Annotated in this window: 26 protein-coding genes and 1 riboswitch; of the genes, 14 read left to right on the forward strand and 12 right to left on the reverse strand. The window is 48.4% G+C overall.

The window, feature by feature from the left end; translation table 11 throughout:
* Positions 1-12 precede the first annotated feature (12 nt).
* From GN111_RS29665 to GN111_RS29720, 12 genes are all read right to left on the reverse strand, one after another.
* Positions 13-888, reverse strand: a complete 876-nt coding sequence (locus GN111_RS29665; RefSeq protein WP_155307211.1) for a sirohydrochlorin cobaltochelatase — start codon at positions 886-888, stop codon at positions 13-15.
* Positions 889-1,026: 138 nt separating this feature from the next.
* A riboswitch (cobalamin riboswitch) is annotated at positions 1,027-1,215 on the reverse strand.
* 510 nt (positions 1,216-1,725) lie between these two features.
* Positions 1,726-2,343, reverse strand: coding sequence for a DUF3164 family protein (locus GN111_RS29670; protein ID WP_155307212.1), 618 nt, complete (start codon positions 2,341-2,343; stop codon positions 1,726-1,728).
* A complete protein-coding gene (locus tag GN111_RS29675; RefSeq protein WP_155307213.1) occupies positions 2,328-2,633 on the reverse strand; it encodes a hypothetical protein in 306 nt (101 codons plus the stop codon). Before GN111_RS29675 ends, GN111_RS29670 begins: the two co-directional genes overlap by 16 nt.
* Positions 2,633-3,037 carry a regulatory protein GemA gene (locus tag GN111_RS29680; RefSeq protein WP_155307214.1) on the reverse strand — a complete coding sequence of 135 codons (405 nt, stop codon included), beginning with the start codon at positions 3,035-3,037 and terminating at the stop codon, positions 2,633-2,635. Before GN111_RS29680 ends, GN111_RS29675 begins: the two co-directional genes overlap by 1 nt.
* 5 nt (positions 3,038-3,042) lie before the next feature.
* Positions 3,043-3,615, reverse strand: coding sequence for a helix-turn-helix domain-containing protein (locus GN111_RS29685; RefSeq protein ID WP_155307215.1), 573 nt, complete (start codon positions 3,613-3,615; stop codon positions 3,043-3,045).
* A gap of 9 nt (positions 3,616-3,624) precedes the next feature.
* Entirely contained in the window at positions 3,625-4,374 is a 750-nt protein-coding gene (locus GN111_RS29690; RefSeq protein WP_155307216.1) for an AAA family ATPase, read from the reverse strand.
* A gap of 11 nt (positions 4,375-4,385) precedes the next feature.
* Positions 4,386-4,805 carry a hypothetical protein gene (locus GN111_RS29695; RefSeq protein ID WP_155307217.1) on the reverse strand — a complete coding sequence of 140 codons (420 nt, stop codon included), beginning with the start codon at positions 4,803-4,805 and terminating at the stop codon, positions 4,386-4,388.
* A 12-nt stretch (positions 4,806-4,817) separates the two neighbouring features.
* Positions 4,818-6,680: a Mu transposase C-terminal domain-containing protein gene (locus GN111_RS29700; protein ID WP_170302518.1), complete on the reverse strand. Its 1,863-nt coding sequence runs from the start codon at positions 6,678-6,680 to the stop codon at positions 4,818-4,820.
* A gap of 262 nt (positions 6,681-6,942) precedes the next feature.
* A complete protein-coding gene (locus tag GN111_RS29705) occupies positions 6,943-7,548 on the reverse strand; it encodes a hypothetical protein (RefSeq protein ID WP_155307219.1) in 606 nt (201 codons plus the stop codon).
* A 40-nt stretch (positions 7,549-7,588) separates the two neighbouring features.
* Positions 7,589-7,912 carry a hypothetical protein gene (locus tag GN111_RS29710; protein ID WP_155307220.1) on the reverse strand — a complete coding sequence of 108 codons (324 nt, stop codon included), beginning with the start codon at positions 7,910-7,912 and terminating at the stop codon, positions 7,589-7,591.
* Complete coding sequence (locus GN111_RS29715) at positions 7,909-8,151, reverse strand: helix-turn-helix domain-containing protein (RefSeq protein ID WP_155307221.1); 243 nt, start codon at positions 8,149-8,151, stop codon at positions 7,909-7,911. The genes GN111_RS29710 and GN111_RS29715 overlap by 4 nt, the downstream gene beginning before the upstream one ends.
* Positions 8,152-8,577 (reverse strand): hypothetical protein, encoded by a 426-nt coding sequence (locus tag GN111_RS29720; RefSeq protein WP_155307222.1) that lies wholly within the window; start codon positions 8,575-8,577, stop codon positions 8,152-8,154.
* A gap of 255 nt (positions 8,578-8,832) precedes the next feature.
* Here GN111_RS29720 and GN111_RS29725 point away from each other — a divergent pair, with 255 nt between their 5' ends.
* The 14 genes from GN111_RS29725 (at position 8,833) to GN111_RS29785 (ending at position 18,051) form a co-directional block, all read left to right on the forward strand.
* Entirely contained in the window at positions 8,833-9,285 is a 453-nt protein-coding gene (locus tag GN111_RS29725) for a helix-turn-helix domain-containing protein (protein WP_155307223.1), read from the forward strand.
* An 897-nt stretch (positions 9,286-10,182) separates the two neighbouring features.
* Positions 10,183-12,420, forward strand: coding sequence for a radical SAM family protein (locus tag GN111_RS29730; protein ID WP_155307224.1), 2,238 nt, complete (start codon positions 10,183-10,185; stop codon positions 12,418-12,420).
* A gap of 111 nt (positions 12,421-12,531) precedes the next feature.
* Positions 12,532-12,813, forward strand: coding sequence for a hypothetical protein (locus GN111_RS29735; protein WP_155307225.1), 282 nt, complete (start codon positions 12,532-12,534; stop codon positions 12,811-12,813).
* Positions 12,814-13,170: 357 nt separating this feature from the next.
* Positions 13,171-13,623 carry a hypothetical protein gene (locus tag GN111_RS29740; protein WP_155307226.1) on the forward strand — a complete coding sequence of 151 codons (453 nt, stop codon included), beginning with the start codon at positions 13,171-13,173 and terminating at the stop codon, positions 13,621-13,623.
* A 43-nt stretch (positions 13,624-13,666) separates the two neighbouring features.
* Positions 13,667-13,918, forward strand: coding sequence for a hypothetical protein (locus tag GN111_RS29745; protein ID WP_155307227.1), 252 nt, complete (start codon positions 13,667-13,669; stop codon positions 13,916-13,918).
* A 132-nt stretch (positions 13,919-14,050) separates the two neighbouring features.
* Positions 14,051-14,278 carry a hypothetical protein gene (locus tag GN111_RS29750; protein ID WP_155307228.1) on the forward strand — a complete coding sequence of 76 codons (228 nt, stop codon included), beginning with the start codon at positions 14,051-14,053 and terminating at the stop codon, positions 14,276-14,278.
* A 62-nt stretch (positions 14,279-14,340) separates the two neighbouring features.
* Positions 14,341-14,910, forward strand: coding sequence for a hypothetical protein (locus GN111_RS29755; protein WP_155307229.1), 570 nt, complete (start codon positions 14,341-14,343; stop codon positions 14,908-14,910).
* An 18-nt stretch (positions 14,911-14,928) separates the two neighbouring features.
* Entirely contained in the window at positions 14,929-15,255 is a 327-nt protein-coding gene (locus GN111_RS29760) for a hypothetical protein (protein WP_155307230.1), read from the forward strand.
* Positions 15,256-15,582: 327 nt separating this feature from the next.
* The gene (locus GN111_RS29765; RefSeq protein ID WP_155307231.1) at positions 15,583-15,873 is read left to right on the forward strand and encodes a hypothetical protein; all 291 of its coding nucleotides are present in this window, start codon (positions 15,583-15,585) and stop codon (positions 15,871-15,873) included.
* Between the two features lie 133 nt (positions 15,874-16,006).
* Positions 16,007-16,198 carry a hypothetical protein gene (locus GN111_RS29770; RefSeq protein WP_155307232.1) on the forward strand — a complete coding sequence of 64 codons (192 nt, stop codon included), beginning with the start codon at positions 16,007-16,009 and terminating at the stop codon, positions 16,196-16,198.
* Positions 16,199-16,289: 91 nt separating this feature from the next.
* The gene (locus tag GN111_RS29775; protein ID WP_155307233.1) at positions 16,290-17,096 is read left to right on the forward strand and encodes a zincin-like metallopeptidase domain-containing protein; all 807 of its coding nucleotides are present in this window, start codon (positions 16,290-16,292) and stop codon (positions 17,094-17,096) included.
* A gap of 118 nt (positions 17,097-17,214) precedes the next feature.
* A complete protein-coding gene (locus GN111_RS29780) occupies positions 17,215-17,397 on the forward strand; it encodes a hypothetical protein (protein ID WP_155307234.1) in 183 nt (60 codons plus the stop codon).
* Between the two features lie 13 nt (positions 17,398-17,410).
* Positions 17,411-17,578 (forward strand): hypothetical protein, encoded by a 168-nt coding sequence (locus tag GN111_RS33475; protein WP_170302519.1) that lies wholly within the window; start codon positions 17,411-17,413, stop codon positions 17,576-17,578.
* 38 nt (positions 17,579-17,616) lie between these two features.
* Positions 17,617-18,051, forward strand: coding sequence for a CpXC domain-containing protein (locus GN111_RS29785; RefSeq protein WP_170302520.1), 435 nt, complete (start codon positions 17,617-17,619; stop codon positions 18,049-18,051).

Here is an 18,051-nt window from a genome sequence, read left to right on the forward strand (position 1 = left end):
AAAATTTTAGCCTTAGAAATGCCCTAAAGGGCCGCCCACATGGTCTACCCAGATATCAACGAATTCAGCGAATTCAGCGGTTCCCTTGAGAATGGGGACACATTTGATGCCTGCCTGTGTGAAGATGGATTGCCAGGAGTCTTCTTCGTCGCCGGCCATGTCATTCTTGGCATGGTCACCGGCCACGGACATGAAAGGGACCAGGTAGGCCTTTTTGATCTTTTTCTTGAGCATCATGCTTTTAATCAACTCGACATCCGGGTATCCTTCGACGGTCCCGACGAAAATATTGGAATCCTTGAGTTGCAGTTGAAACATCAAAGCGGCGTAAAAGGCATTGGAAGGGTGGTGGGTGCCATGCCCCATGAGCACCACGGCCTCGTTCTTTTCCCGTTTTTTCGGAAGGGTCGCCAAAATGGCATCCACGGTACGCTCCATGTCTTTTTGGGTGGCCATTAGGGGGTAACCCAAAATTACCTTCTGGAATCCGTCCATGCTCTTGAAAGCGCCTACTGTTTTTCGCAAGTCATGGTACTCCGCACCGCCGATAGTATGCAGGGATTGGACGGCAACATGGGTAAACTTCTCGTCCAGCATTTTGGCAAGAGCAACTTCAGGTGAGTCCAGTTGCTTTCCCTGTTTGGCGAGTTTCTCACGGATGATATGAGAGGTGTAGGCCCAGCGCACGGGAATGCTTGGGTAGGCGGCCTTAACCTTTTTGTCTATATTTTCGAAGGAAACCTGCGCCGACGCTTCGCTGGATCCAAAAGCGACTAATAAAATACCGACCTTTTTTGGGTCCTTGTGTCCATGTCCGCTGGACGCCAAGGCAATACCAGCTGTTAGAAAAACACTCATAACCAAAACCATCCAACTCCACTTTTTCATGATTTACGCCTCCATTAAGATAATTGTGTGTGATGCCCCATGGCATAAAAAAACCCTTCATGCAGAAAGTAGCATGAAGGGTTGCACCCAGTTTTCTTGGCCCAATCAAATATGTTACCGTCCCCTTCCATCGGGGGAATTACGGCTTTCCTAAAGGCAGGTCTTCTGGCTTTCGGATCGTCCTACTTTCCGCGCCTTCCCATTTCGTTCACCATCGAAACAGTGGCATTACGGATTTCGTCCCCGATTACAGCGGCGGGACCGCTCCCGATTCAAACGGGATTCCCTATTAAGCCCCTGATGGGCACCTTACGAGAATAAGTTCATATCCAATTGAATTGTCCTTGTCAATTGTTTGTCTTTTTTATTAAGGATTGCGCCCCTGTGTGAGGGCCTTTATCGTGTTTGTTGTAAACCCTGAAGAATGGTTTTTCATGCCTTATAAGACGATAATCATTTGAAATCATAGAAGACACTTGGCCAGTCTTCGAATTTCCAAAAAAATGGGTGATGCCAGTCCTTGCATGAAGATGATATTGATAGATAATCGAAATTTCATCAGGTTGTAACGCGGATGCTTCTTCGGGAGTTAATTCGAATAAAGGTACTTTTACTCCAAATCATATTAAAGATTAATTGAGATAATCCCACGTATTGCCTAACTTGAGATAGGTAAATGGATACCTGCCTATCACGCCCGTCTCGAAAATGTGCTATTACCAACAGCTACTTGGTGGTATCGTGAGTACGAGCACCCCAGGGATAGGTACCCATAAAGTAAGGGTTTCCAGTCCTAATACTGATTCCAGTTACCAATTTCCTGGTTAAACCTTTTAATCACAGCGCCGCCAGATCCAATGCCACAGGCACCCACCGGTCATCGGCCGACGCCCGCTCATAAACCCGCAGATAGGTTTTGGAACCCACCACCTGCATGCTATCACTGATCGCCTCCATGGCCTTGAGCCAGTTGGAATCATCGATGGCCAGGCGGCGTAAACCAATGATCCGTCCGGTATTGAGCTTGCCCTCTTTGTCCACCTGGAAGGCGTCCATGACAATGGTCTTGATTTCGTCCCGGCTGCCCTCGGCCCAGGCGGTGATGCACTCGTCAATGAGGGCCTTGGCCGCCTTGAGACGCTCGTCAAAGGTCAGGTGCTCGTTGATGGCAATCTGGACCTTGAGCCGGCCGTCGAAAGAGACCAGACTGGTATTGCCTTTGCGGCCGCCTAAAACGACATCGTACTTTTCGGCAGACAGATCCACGAACGCCTGTACATCGCCCATGGCCCGGGCCTTGAACTCCACCATGGCCTTCTGAAGATTCTTGGCCGCATCGACAATCTCGTTCACCAGATCATGGCGCTCCCGGTCGATCTCCGGGATCATGGTTTTGGGTACCAGACGCCCGCGGGCGTCCATCATGAAATCGTCCATCTTCAATGTTTCGGACATGACTGTCCTCCTTGTGAAAGACGCTGCCTGCGCCGTTGTCTGTCGATCCAGTTCTGGCGGGAGAGCACCGACACGGCCACATTCCGGCAGGTGTCGACACTGATCACCAGATCCCAATCCGGATGCCAGTACAACGCCAGACGCTTGTAGGGCCGGCCATCCTCGAGCTGGAACACCCGGCAATCCTGCAACGGAACGCTCTCCTCGATGATGGCCTGTACCGTCGGCTCGAGCGGTTCCCCTCCAACCCGGATGCGCCAGTTATCGCAAAAATGCTTCGATAACTGCATTACCGTCCAGCCTCGGCCCGCTTGCGTTTCTGATGATAACTCAACGCCGCCACCAGCTTGTGCAGCTGTTTGGCGTCCAGCCAGCGGTAAGTAGGAATGCCGAACATGTTACGGGCCATGCCGTTGACATACTTTTCGGTCAAGCCCAGCTCATTGCAGATGGCCGATATCTTGGCGATCAGCCGGGTCTTGCTTCCGGCCGGGCGATAAAACTTCGTATCCGGAACAAACCCCAGACGCTTAAAATGATCGAGCACGGCAACGAAAGTGCGGTCATTGAGATCACGGCTGCTCTGGGCGCCGTTACCATAAGTACCCAGGATATCCAGGTACTCGGCATCGGTCAGACCCAGCCGGGATTTGGCAACATGAATGAGGGCTTTTTTGCCCTTGCTGATGGTCATGGGTATTACTCCTCCTCGATAGCGGCAACGGCAGCGACAGCCCTGTCCAAACTCTCCCGAACCGACGAAAGCGCCTCTTCGGCCAGGGCCTTGGCTTCGCGCAGCCTTTTCAACTTCTCGGCGTTGGCTTCGTTTCTGAGCAGGTTGGGACCCGGATCGTGGATCATCATGAATTTGGCCGGCGCAAGACCCGGCCTTTCGATCCGGCGCAAGACTCCGCGCTTAACCAAAACTCGCAGGTATTCCCGGGCGGTGGACTTAGTGACACGACAATTGGCTACCAGATCGTTGATCGTTACACTGCCGCTCCGGTTGGCCCGGATCAGCTTGAACATGCAACGGGTCTTATCAGCCGGCCGCACCTCGTACTCCCGGTCCCGATAAGAAAGCAGCCCCGGTTTAATACGCACCACTTCACCGCGCTTCAAAAAGTCCAGCATGGCTTTGTAGAGCCGTCTTCTCTCACCACCGGAAACCATGTCCAACCGCAGGGCGATGTCGTCATAGGTAAACGTCTCCCTGTCTTTTAGATCGATGCGCATGATGTCCCGGATCTGCTGGGCGAATGTCTTTGCCATGGCAACCTCTTATCTTTTGGCCCACCTGATGGCGGAGTCGACCGCGCTCTTGGCAATCTCCGGGGTGACCTCCCCGGTGTTTTTGGCATTGGCATACTGAACCGAATACAGCAGCGCCCGTTTGACCAAACGGAAATTGCCGTCCGTAGTCCTTTTGGTTCGGGTGCGGTGCAAGATGGCAGCAATGTCCGCACCCATGCGGATACCGGCGGCCTCCCGGGCATAGATGATCACGTCGCTGGGCTTCATGGGGGTGAACATCACCGGCCGGAACGTGCGCGTCCAGACCCGCTCGTTTCTCTGCATGAACGGGATCAGCTTGCTCTCGCCGATCAGAATGATCGGGCACATGGTCATGCGGGTGATGTCCCGCATCAGCTCCAAATGCATGTTTTTGAGCCGGTCGACCTCATCGATGAAGATGACAGTTTCGGGATTGTCATAAAGATGATCGACGATATCGCGAAAGCAGGGGCCTTTTCTGTGGGCGATATCCTCCATGCCCAGCTCGCGGCATAAGTCTCTCAAGAACTCCAGCTCGGAGGAATACCAGATGGCCGTGGACTCCAGGTAAACCGTATGCTTGTGATTGGCGTGGTACCATTTAACGCTTTCGGACTTGCCCAGCCCGGCGCCGCCGCAGATCACACCGAATCGGCCCTCGCCGAGATCCATGCGGATATCGTCCATCATTAGAACGACATTACGAACGTTCTGGGTCTGAATGAATTGCGATCGGGACATATTCAATGCAGCCATGGGGACTCCTTTCAGTTCCGATTCATCAAGAGCGCCTGCTTGCGCTGCCTCATCTCATGGATGGCTTCCTGCAGCTTGCCGATGGCGATCTGACGGATCTGGTCGGAAGTGGCCACCCGGGCGCCCTCGGGGCCGATGATCACCTCGGCCGGCAAGAGACTGCCGGTGATGTGATGGATGGCGAACAGGTAGTAGGCCGGGATTGGGTACTGGCGCGGCTTGCTCAGGTAGTGATTGAACATGTGCAAACTGAGCGGTTTGCGGCAGAGCGAAGGATCCGCGTCGGCACCATCGACGCTGCGACTAAAATAGTCGTTGATGGCATCCACCACCTGGTCGCGGCTCAGGTCGGTTTTGCGGATGGCCTGTTTGATGGCGAGGGCAACAGCCTCGCAGGCCTCGAACTCGTTTTTTTCGGGTTGCTGGTTCATACTGTCCTCCTGTTACATGGCCTCGGTCATGACGATCTCGTTGGTGCGCACCTGCTCCCAGTAGCCGCTCTCCTCCAATCTCATGTACTGGGGAGTCTGCTCGAAGTAGCGCATGAAGGCGGCCCACTTTTTAGGGATCATCACGCCGCGGGCGTCGAAGCGGACCAGCTGTTCGTAGCGGTCGGGCTCGTCGAGCTGGTCCAGGCCGATAAATGGTTTGGGAGTTTCTCGATCCTGACGGTCAAAGTATTGGGCCGCTTCCTTCTCGATGAGCCGTTCGTCGGCCTTGGTGAGCTTTTTGGGCTCGGGCTCTTTGACCGGTCCGGTGGCCGTGACCCCGTCCCGGGCCAGACGCTTTTGATGGGCCGGCAGGATCTCGGACTCCAAAAGTTTTCTGGAAAGGCCGCCGGCAATCTTCTCCTGGCGGCGCTTGATCTCGCAGTATTGGGAGAGCAGTTCCCGGTCCTGATCGGTACCCAGGTAATTGGCCATGGGGTGGACCTGGTCCTGCTCCGGGGCCATGCAAAGAAAGTTGCCGTCCTCATAGACGGCGATGTAACCTGGATCCTGAAGATCGTAGCGGACTTCCACTTTATGATGGCGGCCGTAAAGTTCGTCGTGATAATAGTACCGTCCCATGTGGGAGATGCGGCTGGCCCGGATCACGGCATCCTTTTTGGCCCACATCAACGCGGTGAGAGCCACCGGATCTACTCCATCACCCCGTTCTGGTTCGAACAAATCCTTGGGCGCCCAGCCCTTGAGATACTTGCTGCGCGGCTGGGGCCGGGAGACGTACTCGTCGAACCAGGCCGCCACAACACGGTGAGCCATCTCCAGGGTGACGGTTTCTCCGCCGACCACTTTCTCGTAGACTTTGCGGTGCAGCTTTTCTCCACGGTTCAGCCGGGGAGGTTTCTTTTCGATGCTGGTGCCGGTATAGGAAGGGGACTTACGCTCCAGTTCGGCCAGGGTGCCGAAAAAACGCTCAACGGTTTTTGACTGACCGTGATACGCCCAGGCGAACACGGTCTGAATGCCCAACTGCTGGTACAACCCGTGCAGTCCGGACTGCTCCAGGTCGGTATTCTCGAAATATTTGGATCGGAAGGCCTTGCCGTTGTCGAGATAAATTACACGGGGGAGCTTACCTAAAACCAGTATGGCCCGTCGCAAAGCTGCAGAAATGGCTGCCGTGTTCTCCGTGGGCATGATCTCCCAGCCGCAGGGATAATTGGAGCGCATATCGAAAAAGGTGATCAAAATCATGCGCTGGGGCTTGCCGGTCCACGGATTGAGGATGTTGAAATTGAGTTTGTGGCCGTCGGCCACAAGAACGTCGCCCACTCGGATCAGATCGGGATCGCGCTCGATGGCCAGACAGCACTCGTCGTTCCACCGTTTTTTACCGCCGCGCTGAAAACACCAGATATCGTAATTGTGGGTTTTGAAATCCTGCAGCCAGCGCCGGTACGTCGAAGGGCTATGGCCGTTGTCGATCCCTGCCGCGGACATGCGCTGTGTCGCCTCCCGGATAATCTCGGTAACCAGCAGGGCGTTGGGATGCAAGGCCACTTCTAACAAGATCCTGGCCTGCTGTGCGGTTACGATGGATTGGCCCCGTTTCCACTTGCCGCGCTGGTCGGAAAGACTGCCGCCATCACGAAGGGTGCGCTTCCAGCCCTCGATGGTCTTCCATGAGACCTCCCCCAAAACGCTATAGATTTGTTGCAGAATCAGGCCGCTATTATAGGCCAGCACAAAGTTCTCACGGGCCTTGGCCTTGTTGCCGTGTCCGGCGGCATCCAGGGTGCGCAGGTAGTGCAATAGCAGGTCGGTTTTGGCTGAGAACTTTTCTCGCTGGCTATCGTCCATAGTCGTGAGACTGGGTGATTTGGGGGCAGGGACGGGGACGGTGGAGAGTGAAGGAGAGGGGCGTTCGGTCGAATGTTTATAATAAAGGTGACGGACTTTTTTTGGAACTTCATCCAAAATATAGTCTTTTTGATTTCCTCCGCTTCCTTTTCTAATAAGAAATGGCCAGTTTTCTTTTACAGCGATTCTGGCGACGGATCTTGGAGTAATACCGAGCAGTTTCGCGATTTGTCGCTTAGTGATGGTAGATACATCCGCCATTTTAATCTTCCAAAAGATTAAGCAATCCCTGCAGACGGGCGCGCAGTTCGTTCCTGACGGCTCTGGAGATCTTATTTGAGCGGGCTTCGCGAACATGCTCGATAAGCTGCCACACCAGTTCCTTGAGGTAATCGGGCATGGTTTTTGACTGGCGAGTCTTGTCCTGTTCGGACTTTGCCCGCTTCCGGATCTGTTCGCCGAGAATGTCAGCTACCACCTTGGCCACGTGAGATGCGGTCACCTTGCCGTCAGGGGCCGTGTCGACAATCATCTCCCAAACTTCTATCTGCCGGGTCTCCTCCAGCTTGGATAGTGGGAGAACGTGCGACTCCCTGGCAGGAAGGATTTCAATTTGTGCGTAATTACGCACATTCTCAAATATCGATGCGGCCTCGATGTGCTGATAGGCGGTCCTTCTGGCGATATCGAAACGATCGCGAACATATTTTTCGAAGGTGTCGTGAGTCTCGCGGTAAAGGCGTTCATCCCGGATGGATCTCAACGCCATACCCACAGTGACAAATGCCGACAGATTTTTTTCCACAATGGCTTCCAGTTCATTGCGTCGATCGATCTCCTGCCGGGTGATTGGCTCGGTGATTTCCATATTCTCAGCCTCTATTAATAAAGGTGTCCCTGTTGATCGCCTAACCGGCAGCCTTCATGGGAGGAAGGGTCGGAAGATGAAAACGGCGGCATTGTGTAGACATTGCCGATTCCGGAACTCCAACCAAATGACGCGCCATATCCAGACACCCTTCGCAGCCGGTCTGACAGCCGAACAGAAGATTGACGTAAATGCGATTGGCATTTGCACCGTCGATGCTTTTGATCCTGTCTTCCAGTTTTGCCTGGCATTCTCCGCACGGCACGTTCCATGGGGCATCGTCAAAGACGTCCGCGTCCTCTTTCCTGAACCTGAAGACGGAAGTCGTGCGGCAAACCGGACAGATATTGATGATCTCGATCATTGCTGGACCTCCTTTTCGGGCCAGAACGTTTCTCCCAGACGCTTTTCGATGTGGCTGCGGATCCGCTGATTTTTGCGGGTCCCTTTCACAACCTGGTAGATGTACTGGCGGGATACCCCCAGTTCGCGAGCCCACAGGGCCATATTCTGGTCGGCGACCATGGCCATGACCCGGATCCTGTAACTGGTGGGCAGATTGTCGAGCTGTAAAACGCAACTGTCTTGTCCATTGGTGTCCATTTAAAGCTCCGATTCGATTTTACGGATTCTGCGGCCCTGTTCCTTGACGACCATTTTGGCCTTGGCCCAGGCTAACAATTTCTGATCCCGGTCTCCGATCACCCGCAGCCCCATGGGCCGGGTCAACACATCCATAGCGGAACATTGACCCACCGCAGCGCAGAACACCGGCAGGGCCTTTAAGGGGATCTGCCGCTTCAGGTCGTTGGGGTTGAGCCACTTTTCGAAAATCTCGATGGTCAACCGGCGATTATTGCCCCGCGCCAGGTTCACGCCATAGCGTTCGGCAAACATGTTCATCCGGTCGACGATCTGTTCTCTGGAAAGGCCGCTGGCGCGCACATCATCATTCAATGCTTCTTTGACAGGACGGGCGACGTTCAAGGTGGGCTCGTCAAACAGGCTGAGTTGGATCGCTCGAGGCATTTTGTCCGGCCATTCGCTTTGGATTGTCCGAAATTACAACGAAATCGGACGTTGACATGGCAAGCTAAGCCGTTTTAATCTGCGGCTGAAATACGTTACCTTGTTATCATTGATACTAAATAATAATTAATTTGTCAATATAAACCACTTGAAAAATTTAGTTGAGTAAAGTGGTTTTCTGAGGCGCTTTATCTAAACGTTTAGACATAAACGGTTATAAATAAACGTTAAACATGAATTTAGGCTATTAAATCAATGACAAAGAAGACTTTTTCAGAACGATTAAACTATATAATTACAAAGTCGGACGTTACAAAAAAAGATTTTGCGAGGAAATGTGGAAAAAGTGAGCCGCAACTATATGCTTATTTGAATGGAGCGCAGTTGCCTGGGACGGATTTTTATCGAAAACTGAAGGAGGAATACCCACAAGTAAATCTCAACTGGCTTATTTCTGAAGAGGGCATGCCATTAATAGAACACATGAATGTTGAAAACTCCCTACCTATCGATCCCGCAGTAAGTTTTGTTTTTGAAGTAGAGAATGAGTTAGGTATTGAACTGAAAGATAAGCAGAGACAGGCCGTGCTGGCTATTTTGCGACGAGATGTGAATCGCTGTTTGAAGGAGCAAAAGAGCGATATTTTAAACCTAATTTCATCCTTCTCAGAAGAGCAATTGGAAGACCAAGAAAGGAATTCCCAATAAAAAAGCAGTATGTGAAAACTGTTTTAAGGTTACCGAAGAAAAGCAACTCGCCTTGATATTTTCCTGAAACGTAGCTGTCCAACGTCATCTTTCCTATATAGTTTTGTATAAGTGTAACATATAGATATTACACCGACATTCCTGTCTGTCCAACGTTGGAAAAACGTGTCCAACGTTCTGTCCAACCTTTATAAGGAACGTTGGACATAGGATTTATCAGAAGTAGGAGGGAATTTATTTAAACAACAGAAGGTTATGATAATTTTTGGCAATTCAAATTTCTGATTTTGTGTGGAAATGGTTATAGTCTTTGGTTGCTTCGCCACGATTTTTCTGATTCTTAAAAATCATCTAAAAATCGTTCTCCAAAATGCACGCTTGAACCCACAACTACCAAGAATCACGTCGAATTCTAACCACTCATCACCGCGAATAACCGGCAATCACCGCCCAAAAGTTTTTTCTGAGTTTGTGTGGCAACCCATAATTGGTTCGGGTCAGTTTTGGGAAAAAGTCTCACACAGACTCTCACACAGAAAGAAAAAGGGGTTAACCCTTTCGAGCTAACCCCTTGTTTTGTTTGGCTCCCCAGCACGGACTCGAACCGCGGACCCAGTGGTTAACAGGCATTGCCTCCAAGTTTCCTACATTCCTCAAAATAAAGTATCTTACAGAAATAACAGGACATTACGATTATCAAGTTTAAGCGATAATAATCAGTTTTATCCGATTTTTTCATAAAAACCCCACACAAAACCCCACACAAAGATCATCCCGCCTTTGTTCCCACCAATAAATCGAGCATTCACTCTAAACCTTTCCGCCTAACCGCCGATACAACCAAAGTAGCCAACCATCAAGTTCCATAGCCACCAACTCAAAATGCCGAGGGGTGCTATGCTCGACAAAGTCAAAGTTGAAGAAGTGCCGGCAGTTGTCGCCCTGCCAGATGACCTCGCAAACCCCGATCACATCACAATCATCAAGGGTTCAACTGACATCCTGCTCATTGCCCCTCACGCTTGCATCCGAGACGGTAAACCCAAGGACGATGAAAACACGGGACCCATTACCGAAGCGGTGGCCAGACAAATCGGGTGTTCCGCCATCATCAACACGCACTATCACAAGCCCGACAAGAAGAAATACCGTAAGGGCCACAAGCCCAAAATCGACGAATACCCATACGGCTCGGAATACGACAACCTAAATCTGAATGTCATTGCCCATGCCGAGCAGGTACCGGGCTACTTGGGTGCCATTCGCGATGTAGTTGGCGAACCTGGACGGCCTGGTAAAACAACAGTGATCTGGATTCACGGGGCTGATGACATAAAAGCCAAGGTAGTGGCTGACGCAGGCACATACGATTCCCCGCCGGCAGAAATCGATGCCTTCATTGGCTACGGACAAGGCGACGAACCAAAGACGAAAACCGGTGGGGATCGGCATACAGCCGAACCGGAAACGGTAGAGCGATTTCGAAAGGCCCTCATCAGCAACGGAATGAACGCAGTTCCTACCGATGATAATGCCGACAACTACCGGGGCCGTAGCGAAGCGGGAATGAACCAGTGGTTTAGGAATGAAGGTTATACCTTTGGCCAAGTGGAATCCATCCAGCTGGAAATCCGCAAAGGTGGTTTTCGGGACCTTCATCATAACATCGAAAAAACGGCTGGCATCCTGATCGAGGCATTGAGCCAGGAAATTTTGGTTCCAAATAACCAAAAGGAAATCAAAGCCGACGAACGCCTGGTGGAAGTCGCCTTTACCCATCTTCAAGGCATTTTCGCCAAGCACATTCACGAGGCGATGCTACATGGCGGCCGGTATTTGGTGCGGACCTTTTACGGTTCTTACAAGAATGCCCGAGAAAACAATAAGATTCGTAAAGAATCACTCCACCAGTTGATACAGAAGTTGAGCGAGGTTTCCGGCAAGGCCCCGAAGAAAACCTGGATTTATGACGCGGTCAAACTTGCGGTTGACGATCACCACTTTCGGTCCACAAAATTCCGTTTGTACGGAAAGATTGGACATTCCCATAAGGTTCTGCTTACCCGTGTGCCTGAAATAACGAGAAAAAAACGATTGGTGAAGGAGATCGCCAAAGCCAACGGGGTATACACTGTCGAAAAACTTCGTCAACGTATCAAGGAAACTGCTAAAACCAATCGGGTCTTCATCACGCCTGAAAATGTACCGGCCGACGCGACATTGGAACAACAGGAACGAAAAAAGTTGGAGGAGTTGTTAGGAAACCTGGATCAGCGTATTGCCAACCGCCAGAATGAACTTGTCCGATACAATGCCGATAGGGAACGAGTAGATCGGATAATCAAATCCAAACCAAAAGATAAACGGAAACCTCGAAAAGTCGGTTTCAGAGATTGGACCGATCCTTCCTGTAATGTCAACATCCAAACCGGATGCTCGAATAACTGTCGCTATTGTTATGCCAAGACACAGGCATACCGCCGGGAGCAAGTGGCACTCGGCAGTTGGGCAGACCAATTCATTCGCAGGCACGACGTTGATAAGCATCGCAACCTATACCACGGACTGGTTGGGTTCCCTTCGACACACGACATCACACCAAAAAACTTGGACGAGTATCTGTATGTCCTGGGAAAGTTGCTGCGGGCGGGCAATGAAGTCCTGATCGTATCCAAGCCCCGTCTGAAATGTATAAAGGAAATCTGTGATGCCTGCCGGTTCTTCAAGGATAAAATCCTGTTCCGTTTCACCATCGGGGCGATGGAAAATGACATTCTCCGGTTCTGGGAACCAAACGCCCCGGCTTACGAGGAACGCAAGGAGTGCCTGGAATATGCCTATGACAAAGATTTCAGAACGTCCCTGAGTATGGAACCTTTGTTGGCGATGAACCAGGCAGACCAGATGATAGCAGACCTTTATTTTTCAGTAAGCGAGGACATCTGGATTGGGCCGATGAACCATCTAAATGAGATGAAAAAAGACGCAGATACGGACCTGTTGGCCGAAATCGCAACGATAGAAACCGGACAGACAGCGGAAGCACTCCGAACACTGTACGATTCCTACAAAGGCGATCCGCTTATCAAGTGGAAAACGGGAGCACGGGACCTTATCAAGCCCGATGAAATGTAATCGTGCTGGCCGTCATCAAAGATTACCGTGTGTAGAAACGACCCGCTTATCAAGTAAAAAACAGAAGCGTTGAAAATAATCACAGACCAAAACTAAACGAAAGGAAAACCAATGGGTGATTATTCAGATTTGGAGACCATTTATTATGCTTACAGAGACGCCAGGGATTATATTGAACAAGCCGACGCAAAAATAAAGGAACTTGAAGACCGCTTTGGCAATAAAGATGTCATCAAATCAATCTACAAGCATAATGAATTGTTGAGGAAAATCGCACATAATTTGGCTCATTTTTTTGAAGAAATGGAAGAGGAAGGTGAAGGGCAATACCAAGAAATAATCCCTATAAAAGACATAGAAGAACACCTCAAAGGCGTAGTCCTTTGGGGATAACGTTTTTAGCCAAATTTTTAGGAACCGTGATTCGAAAAACGATTACACCACAGAGTGCGTGTCACCGGTACCCGTGACAGTGTAATAACAAGCGTCACGAAAAGTGTAATGAAACGGCCTAATAGTGTAATAGTATAATGATTACAGAATAATAGCGATTACACTTTGAAAGCCGTGGCGTTCGCTATTCATTACGGCACCTGTCGCAATAAATGGCCGTAAAACCCATTGAAATAGCATAGAAAATACACCGAAAAGCCTGACCTGCTATGGTTGGGCTTTTCGTTTTTCAAAATCATTTGACAAATGATAGCAGCAAATGTTACTATGTTACAAAAATTCATAAAGGAGGGCATCATGAGTCAAGTGATTCGAATACCTGAGCATCTATACAAGAGATTGGAAACACACGCAAAAGGATTTGATACGCCAGCGGGTGTGATTGAAAGGGTTTTGAGCTTTTATGAAAAACATCGCGGACAAGAGATAGGATACGACAATAGTCTAGAGTCTAGTACGCCAGATGTAACTAGACGTGAAACTAGTTCTGCTATATTTAAAAGAAAAAATAGTAGTGCTTGTGCCACCGAAAGGTTCAGGCGTGAGATTGAAAATGGAATTTACACTATTACAAGCCCAGGTGGTATTTCAAAGTCATTTAACCTTCCTAATGTAAATGATAAACAAGCAATACAAGAACTTACTCATAGAGTAGAAGATTTTGTCAAAGATCAAGGTGGAAAGATCGGGCAAATAACTTCTGCTAGGAAGAAACTCACTGAATTTGGATATCACATTACAAAACAATAAAGAGTCAATACGATTGTACTGGCAGTGTTTAGAGGAGGAAAAAATGATAAGAGCATTTCAAATAAGGCGGATTATCTATAATCGGATGCCAAAAAACCGCTGGGTATCAATAAGAGAAATTTACCATCTTGTTGAAAAATTTGGTGATTTGGATAATGAGGATTTTTACCCCTCCGCCCCTGATAATAACGAGCCAAAGTGGAAACGAAATGTCAGAAATGTTCTTTTGGCGGATAAAAGAAATGAAAGATTATCTTGGAAGGTTGGCGAAGAAAAATACCGTCTTTCTGGATAATCGGACCGCCTTTCAAAGATTTATAGGAACTACCTTATCCTTAGTTTCAAAAATATAGCTTCCTAGTCCCGAAATGTAGTGCTATTTGTTCAATACCACAGTGAATAATGTAAAAATCAAAGGAGAGTGAAAATGGAAAACGAAAGATTGATTAGATTAATTTCTTTGGCTAATCTGGCTGGGTTACCAATCATTGATGTGCGAGATGATATAATAAGAAATTTTAACGATTCTGAAACTCGGGGAAGAATTTTAAGAAATCTGGAAAAAATCCACAAGGCAATATTAAATATCCCTCGTGATTTGGACAAAGAAAAAATTTCTGAATTTGAATATGAATGGCCACATTCTACCATATGACGTCTCTATACAATCTAATATAGATGCTATACTCACTATCTTTTAAATATATAGGGATACTAATGAAAATAAAAAACGTTATTATATTTCTTTCCCTTTTTATTATTCCAATACAAACGGTGAATGCTGATACTCCAACAATTGATAATAAAGGATGGAAAGGTAGAAAAACTTACGCAATACTATTAATGAAGCATATTGAAAAAATCGACCAATGCTTTCCAGAACTAACACCTGATGAAAAGCAATGGTTAGATCACGAGTTTGAAGAATATAAAAAAAACAATAATGTCAAAAGGTTTTATTTAAATGTAAAAAAAAGTAAAATTTTTAAAATTCACAAAATTAAAGAATGTAATAAAATAATGAACTCCGCTTTACACACAATATGTGATGAAACGCTCCCTGAAATAAATGAAATTAAAATTTGGCTAATAATTGCCAGTTCTCTGATGGAATCAGAATACTGGCAATTCATTTATGATTTTACAATTGATGGTATTATTGAAAAAGAAATTACATTTAATAATGAATTTACTGAATTCGCTATATACGACAAAGAAACTGTTTATCATAATAATGGGATTGTTCCATCAAGGAAAATTCTACAGGCGATTTTTACAAATTATTAGAAATTTATAGGAATTAAAATGATAGTTTGCCAACATAAAAAATCAAAAAAATATTTTATTGTTGTCAAAGACGATGGCTCACCCAACAAAACATTTATTACCCCAGAAGGAAATATTAGGACTGGCATAGATATTAATTTCTTCCAAGAAGAATTCGAAGTCGGCAATAATTTACCAATGCCTAACCAATACATCAATGAAAAGCAATTAAAATCTTACGTATTTTACAACTGTTGTATTAATGAAGAACCCATCGAAAAATATGAGATATTAATCGATGAGATGACAGATGGTGAACGTAGGATTCTGATTAACCAACTTAAGCACAAACTTGGTAAAAAATAAATGCTATTTTATGGTAATAATCTAATCGTGGTCATCAATAAAATCAGTCCATATTGATAGCCGATTCCTCCCTATGAATGTGGCAGGGGGGTAATGGCCCTGTCGTATTTTATAGCCCGCCGGCACCCCTATTTCCATCGCCCACACTGTCCAACCATCCGTAACAGTTCCTGTCCACAATAACGGAAAGCACACACAGCCCAATCCCGTCCAAATAGCGTTCTCCCACTGTCGGTGAGTTTTTCCACACACCCAATCGTAAAATCAATCCATAAGCGGTCTGCCGTATCGGTAGGTCGCCGTTTCAACATTCACAGGAGGTCATCTATGCCAAAGGCCGTGGAAATCCGTCAGTTCGTAGCCAGTTCGATAAGCCATACCACCTGGAACATTCCCCGAATCCGTGCTGGTGATGGTAATCGCTGGCGGAACATCAAAAACGCTCATCTGGTCGAGAACCGATCTCATCTCAACGGGCACGATTATTACGAAGACGCCATTTTTCGTGCCCAGCGGATCATGGAACAGCGTGGCTGGATCACCGAGATTTCGGACCACAAGGAGCCGTGCCACGAGCACCTGTATTACCACCATTATCGATTGAGGTGCTGGAAATAGCATAACCATCCAAGTGTTTTTCCGTACGTACGGACAAAAGCACCTTACCCACAAATCGAGCCAGCAGAGAGGGCAGTTGCCGGTTTTACCCGCCGGGACTGCCCTTTTTGCGTTGGGCGGGAAGGAAATCCTCATGACCAAAGAGCAAGAACAGCTTTATCAAGAGCCAGACGAGTTGAGACGCCTACTGGAAAAAGTTTTGACCGGCCGGAAGTTCAAGTTGGACTGCGGGCACCATTTCACCGGCGGGACCTTTCTTGGCAACGACATCACCATTCGCAACGGTAAGCATTTCAAAATCACGTGTAGCCAGTGCGGGTATTAGCAGGCCCACTGTATCAATCATCGACGATAACCATTTGTCCGGGGGGCAGATGGTTTTTCTGTTTCTGGACCCAATGAAAGGAGAAATTCCAATGAGACCGAAAGTGAAGGAAACGTTGGACAAGATCATCGCACGCTTTGAATCTGGCGACATCCCCGAAGCTGTTGCTTACGCAATGTATCCCATCCCTGAAATACCGTGCTCCGGGTGGAGCCTGCTGAACCGGACTCTTGTTTTCCTGTCCGGCACTATGGACGCTCGTGGAATCCGCCAGTGGAACAGCGTCAATCGCTACGTGAAGAAAGGCACCAAGTGCCTTTACATTCTGGTTCCGTACTTCAAGCACGTTGAGGATGACCTTGGTGAAAATGAGACCAAACTGTTGGGCTTCGGTGTTTCCCCGGTGTTCCGAATTGAAGACACAGACGGCGAACCATTGGAATACGAAAACCTCGAAGTCCCCGATCTGCCGTTGATGGACCGTGCTCGTGATTGGGGCATTTCTGTAAAGGCCATCCCCGGAAATTTTAGATACTACGGCTATTATTCATCCGGCCGGCAGGAAATTTGTTTGGCCACCAATCAGGAGTGCGTTTTTTTCCACGAGCTGGCCCACGCTAGCCACCACATCGTAAAGGGAAATCTCCGGCCCGGCCAAGATCCTCTCCAAGAGATTGTCGCTGAACTGTCAGCAAGTGCTTTGGCACAGATCGTGGGGAAAAGCATAGAAGACACCACCGGTAATAACTTTCGCTACATCGAGCGGTATGCCACCCAGTTGGGGATGAGCGTCCATTCTGCCTGCCTGAAAGTGCTGGCCGATACAGAGAAGGTGCTGAACCTGATTCTCTACAACAATGTGGAAGAGTTGGTTCTCCCTGATAAAATGGTCGCGTGAGACAAACGTAAGGCTGTTTAGTGAGAAAATCTGGCCATCCCATCAAACAAACCGGGAAGGCGTCTTGTTGGGCTTCTACGGCCCTCTGGACGCCTTTTCCTGTCATAGGAGTAGAACAATGACCTATCGTATCGTGTGTGCCTGGTGTGGGAAAGACCTTGGTAAGAAAGAGGCCCCTTCATCATCAGACCAAACATTAGCGGAGCCCATTACCCATTCGATGTGTACCGAATGTTTTGAAAAGATACTCGACAGCCTTTCGTCAGATCCCGATGAAATCTATAAAACCAACGATCATTAGGAAGGAAACAGCCATGGACGATTGTTTTGACGATTTTAACGGCCCGGACTGGGAGGATTGGATGATTATTGGTCCCCTGTCCGAGGACATCGCCAGGGAAAAACGGGAACAAGACCGCATCCAGAGGGAGCAGGACGATGCGGACGATGATTACTGGGAAATGATAAACCGGAAATGGTGATAAAAGGACAAAATCTCAATCCGAAAGGTAGGTTGAAAATGACATCCAAAGCAGTCGAAACGATTGTGTGCCCGAAATGTCGGTTCCGGCAGGACACCGAACTATACGAAACGATAAACGCCGTCGAGGACCCTGAACTCGTAGACCGTCTGTTCGCCAGGGAGATAAACGTATTCACCTGTGTCAGATGCGGACATAAAGCGAAGGTCGAGGCACCCCTTCTGTTTAGCGATTTGAAGACAGAGGTAAAGATTCAGTATTTTCCGGCCATTTGGCTCGACGAAAATCCGGCCGGCTTTTGCCAGCATTATCGGGAGATGAAAGCCCAGTTGAAGGCCTTCCAGGCCGATTTCGGTTTCATGGCCAAATCCATCCGAGAGCAGGAAATTCGTGTCGTTTTTTCGATGGAAGAGATGATCGCTCAAATCAAGTTCAAGCGACATCCCCGAGAACGTAGCCAAGCAAGATCATGA

It is taken from the genome of Desulfosarcina widdelii (genome assembly GCF_009688965.1).
In the GTDB taxonomy this organism is placed as follows: Bacteria; Desulfobacterota; Desulfobacteria; order Desulfobacterales; family Desulfosarcinaceae; genus Desulfosarcina; species Desulfosarcina widdelii.

Coding starts and splice junctions, on each gene's coding strand:
- GN111_RS29665 (WP_155307211.1), bottom strand. CDS start 888: ATGAAAAAGTGGAGTTGGATGGTTTTGGTTATGAGTGTTTTTCTAACA.
- GN111_RS29670 (WP_155307212.1), bottom strand. CDS start 2,343: ATGTCCGAAACATTGAAGATGGACGATTTCATGATGGACGCCCGCGGG.
- GN111_RS29675 (WP_155307213.1), bottom strand. CDS start 2,633: ATGCAGTTATCGAAGCATTTTTGCGATAACTGGCGCATCCGGGTTGGA.
- GN111_RS29680 (WP_155307214.1), bottom strand. CDS start 3,037: ATGACCATCAGCAAGGGCAAAAAAGCCCTCATTCATGTTGCCAAATCC.
- GN111_RS29685 (WP_155307215.1), bottom strand. CDS start 3,615: ATGGCAAAGACATTCGCCCAGCAGATCCGGGACATCATGCGCATCGAT.
- GN111_RS29690 (WP_155307216.1), bottom strand. CDS start 4,374: ATGGCTGCATTGAATATGTCCCGATCGCAATTCATTCAGACCCAGAAC.
- GN111_RS29695 (WP_155307217.1), bottom strand. CDS start 4,805: ATGAACCAGCAACCCGAAAAAAACGAGTTCGAGGCCTGCGAGGCTGTT.
- GN111_RS29700 (WP_170302518.1), bottom strand. CDS start 6,680: ATGGACGATAGCCAGCGAGAAAAGTTCTCAGCCAAAACCGACCTGCTA.
- GN111_RS29705 (WP_155307219.1), bottom strand. CDS start 7,548: ATGGAAATCACCGAGCCAATCACCCGGCAGGAGATCGATCGACGCAAT.
- GN111_RS29710 (WP_155307220.1), bottom strand. CDS start 7,912: ATGATCGAGATCATCAATATCTGTCCGGTTTGCCGCACGACTTCCGTC.
- GN111_RS29715 (WP_155307221.1), bottom strand. CDS start 8,151: ATGGACACCAATGGACAAGACAGTTGCGTTTTACAGCTCGACAATCTG.
- GN111_RS29720 (WP_155307222.1), bottom strand. CDS start 8,577: ATGCCTCGAGCGATCCAACTCAGCCTGTTTGACGAGCCCACCTTGAAC.
- GN111_RS29725 (WP_155307223.1), top strand. CDS start 8,833: ATGACAAAGAAGACTTTTTCAGAACGATTAAACTATATAATTACAAAG.
- GN111_RS29730 (WP_155307224.1), top strand. CDS start 10,183: ATGCTCGACAAAGTCAAAGTTGAAGAAGTGCCGGCAGTTGTCGCCCTG.
- GN111_RS29735 (WP_155307225.1), top strand. CDS start 12,532: ATGGGTGATTATTCAGATTTGGAGACCATTTATTATGCTTACAGAGAC.
- GN111_RS29740 (WP_155307226.1), top strand. CDS start 13,171: ATGAGTCAAGTGATTCGAATACCTGAGCATCTATACAAGAGATTGGAA.
- GN111_RS29745 (WP_155307227.1), top strand. CDS start 13,667: ATGATAAGAGCATTTCAAATAAGGCGGATTATCTATAATCGGATGCCA.
- GN111_RS29750 (WP_155307228.1), top strand. CDS start 14,051: ATGGAAAACGAAAGATTGATTAGATTAATTTCTTTGGCTAATCTGGCT.
- GN111_RS29755 (WP_155307229.1), top strand. CDS start 14,341: ATGAAAATAAAAAACGTTATTATATTTCTTTCCCTTTTTATTATTCCA.
- GN111_RS29760 (WP_155307230.1), top strand. CDS start 14,929: ATGATAGTTTGCCAACATAAAAAATCAAAAAAATATTTTATTGTTGTC.
- GN111_RS29765 (WP_155307231.1), top strand. CDS start 15,583: ATGCCAAAGGCCGTGGAAATCCGTCAGTTCGTAGCCAGTTCGATAAGC.
- GN111_RS29770 (WP_155307232.1), top strand. CDS start 16,007: ATGACCAAAGAGCAAGAACAGCTTTATCAAGAGCCAGACGAGTTGAGA.
- GN111_RS29775 (WP_155307233.1), top strand. CDS start 16,290: ATGAGACCGAAAGTGAAGGAAACGTTGGACAAGATCATCGCACGCTTT.
- GN111_RS29780 (WP_155307234.1), top strand. CDS start 17,215: ATGACCTATCGTATCGTGTGTGCCTGGTGTGGGAAAGACCTTGGTAAG.
- GN111_RS33475 (WP_170302519.1), top strand. CDS start 17,411: ATGGACGATTGTTTTGACGATTTTAACGGCCCGGACTGGGAGGATTGG.
- GN111_RS29785 (WP_170302520.1), top strand. CDS start 17,617: ATGACATCCAAAGCAGTCGAAACGATTGTGTGCCCGAAATGTCGGTTC.